This window comes from Zoogloea sp. 1C4 (genome assembly GCF_009469605.1).
Classification (GTDB): domain Bacteria; phylum Pseudomonadota; class Gammaproteobacteria; order Burkholderiales; family Rhodocyclaceae; genus Zoogloea; species Zoogloea oryzae.
This window is the reverse complement of the sequence record NZ_SSXU01000059.1, coordinates 1-2,851: the sequence shown is the minus strand read 5'-3', so window position 1 is coordinate 2,851 and position 2,851 is coordinate 1. Positions and strand designations below refer to the sequence as shown.

General features: G+C 65.6%; 3 protein-coding genes. All 3 read left to right on the top strand.

All coding sequences use genetic code 11. The features are described 5' to 3' along the window. The first annotated feature begins 82 nt into the window (after window positions 1-82). A complete protein-coding gene (locus GH681_RS22615) occupies window positions 83-1,333 on the top strand; it encodes a site-specific integrase (RefSeq protein ID WP_153163757.1) in 1,251 nt (416 codons plus the stop codon). Beyond that, window positions 1,330-2,274, top strand: a complete 945-nt coding sequence (locus GH681_RS22610) for a tyrosine-type recombinase/integrase (RefSeq protein ID WP_153163756.1) — start codon at window positions 1,330-1,332, stop codon at window positions 2,272-2,274. The genes GH681_RS22615 and GH681_RS22610 overlap by 4 nt, the downstream gene beginning before the upstream one ends. Beyond that, window positions 2,271-2,851, top strand: a 581-nt coding sequence (locus GH681_RS22605) for a tyrosine-type recombinase/integrase (RefSeq protein ID WP_153163755.1), incomplete at its 3' end; no start/stop codon positions are given. The genes GH681_RS22610 and GH681_RS22605, both read left to right, overlap by 4 nt.

Sequence of the window (2,851 nt, the reverse complement as noted above, 5' to 3'; positions counted from 1 at the left end):
GCAGGCTCCGGTGGCGGATCTCGCCTGCGCATAATCATTGGTGGTTTCCTGTGGCTCCCATGCCTCACTCCAGGAGACCACCATGCCCACCGACCTCTGCTTGGCGCACCTTGTCCGCCGTGACTGGCTGACGGACGGCCCGCTGAACGAACTCCTTGCTTTGTACATCGAGGCGCTGCAGAACCGGCGCTATGCCAGAAGCACCCTCAGCGCTTATCTGCGTGGCCTCGCGCATTTCAGCTACTGGATGCGGGGTGAAGGCCTGAGTGTCGCGGATATCGATCGAGCCCTCATCGAGCGCTTCCTGCGGCATCACCTGCCGACGTGCGCCTGCCCAGCGCCTTGCCGATCCGATGTGAAGGAGATGCGGGCGGCGCTCCATCATTTGCTGGATCTGCTCCCCCCAGCGGATGGGGAGGCGACGACGTCGGCCTGCATTGCAGCCGAGCTTGAGCGCTTCGACGATCATCTGCGCCACACCTGTGGCCTGGCGCCGCTGACCTGCACCTATCGGTGCCGACACGTCGCGGCATTCCTGGCTCGTTGTTTCGGGGATGCGCCCCTCGAGATGGGACGCTTGGCCGCCGATGATATCGATGCCTTCCTGAAGGACCTGGCTGCCCGCTGGCAGCCCGCCTCGCGCAAGGTGATCTGCACCAGTTTGCGCAGCTATTTCCGCTTCCACACCCTGCTGGGCGACGACACCCGGACACTTTCCGCGTCGCTGCCGGCCATCGCGAACTGGCCACGTCGGCATCCGCCAAAGGTGCTCACGGACAGCCAGATCGAGCACTTCCTGCACGCCTTCGATCGGACGGATCCGGTCGGCCTGCGCGACCATGCCATCGCCCGCTGTCTGCTCGATCTGGGCCTGCGGGGCGACGAGGCCACGCACCTGACGCTGGATGATCTGGATTGGCGCAACGGAACGGTGACACTCCACCGGACCAAGAGCCAGCGTGTGCAGCATCTGCCCTTGCCGGTGCAGACCGGCGAAGCGCTTGCCCACTATTTACGGGAAGGACGTCCGCAGACGGATAGCCGCGTCCTGTTCATTCGTCACCGCGCCCCCTTCGGTGTCCCGCTTGGCGTGGCAGCCATCCGCAGCGCGATGAATCGGGCCTTTGCCCGCTGCGCTCTGGCAGATCAGTTCTGCAACACCCATGTGCTTCGGCGCTCGATGGCCACCCGGCTGCAGAAGACCGGCGTGTCGATCAAGGAGATCGCCGATGTGCTCCGCCACCGGGATGTGAACACCGCCAGGGTGTATGCCCGTGTCGACCTGGACCGTCTTCGGACGGTCGCCTTGCCTTGGCCAGGGAGCGCATCATGAGCGCCACCCCGACCTGGGCAGCCCGAGTGGAGGCCTACCTCGCTTATCGTCGCAGCTTCGGCTTTGAGCTCTCGATCGAAGGCGGCCAACTCGGATCGTTCGCCCGCTTTGCGGACCAACGCGGAGCCGAACGGCTCACGCTGGAGCTGGCCACCGACTGGGCACGCACCTCACGCTATCCCCGTCCGATCAGCTGGGCGCGGCGTATCGAGGTGCTGCGCGGCTTTGCCGCTTTCTGCCTGCGCACCGACCCGGACACGGTCGTGCCGCCGCCCAAGCTCTTCGGCCCGGCCCACCGACGCCTGGTGCCACATATTTACACCACCGAGGAACTGCAAAGCCTCCTGGATGCAACCGATCGCCTGGGCCCTCCCGGCCGGCTGCGCCCGGCCACCTGCCGAACCCTCTTCGGGCTGCTGGCAGCAACGGGGTTGCGTATCTCCGAAGCGCTCAAGCTGACCCGGACCGATGTGGATCTAGAGGCCGGCGTGCTCGATATCCGGGACACCAAGTGTCACCAGCGCCGCTTCGTTCCGCTGCACTCGAGCGTCACGCCCCACCTGCAAGCGTATGCCCAGCAGCGGGACCGGCTCGTCCCCGGCCCCTGCTGCGATCGCTTCTTCCTGCGTGACGACGGCCGAGCCATCAATCAGCCGAGCATGCTGTACGCGCTGCACCAGGTGTGTCGCCAGCTGGGCTGGCAAGTACGCGGGGACCACGCCCATCACCGGCTCCACGATCTGCGCCATACCTTCATCGTGCGCAGTGTATTGCGCCTCTACAAACAGGGTGACGACGTCGAGCGGGGCTTGTCTGCCCTCTCGATCTACGTCGGGCACGCCAAGGTGATCGATACCTACTGGTACCTCACCGGAATCCCTGAGTTGATGGCCATCGCTGCCGAACGTTTCCACCGTTATGCCCAGGGAGAACCGACATGATCCCGCTCCTTGCCGATCCCGCCGAGTTCGCCGCCTTGGTTCAGCGCTTCTTTGCCGAGCGCCTCCTTCAGCAGCAGGCCGTGAGCCCCAGGACCGTGGCCGCGTACCGGGACACCTTCCGGCTTCTGCTGGGCTATGCTGAACGCCAGCTTGGCAAGCCGCCCGCCAGGCTGGCCTTGGGGGATGTCGATGCGGAGTTGATTCTTGGCTTCCTGGCTCACCTCGAAGCCGAGCGCCACAACACGGTGCGTAGCCGCAATGCGCGGCTCGCTGCGGTCCGGGCCTTTGCCCGCTACGTCGCGCTGCAATGCCCGCCGGCCCTGCTGCTCGCCCAGCGCATCCTGGCCATCCCGATGAAACGCTTCGACAAGCCGCTGCTCGGGTTTCTCTCTCGCGATGAAGTGCAGGCGCTCCTGACGGCCCCTGACCCTGCAACGTGGTACGGTCGCCGGGACCGCGTGCTGCTACAGCTGCTCTACAACACCGGAGCCCGGGTCTCCGAGCTCATCGGCATCCGCGTCGATGATCTGGAGCTCGACGTCACACCATCGGTACGCTTGCACGGCAAGGGACGCAA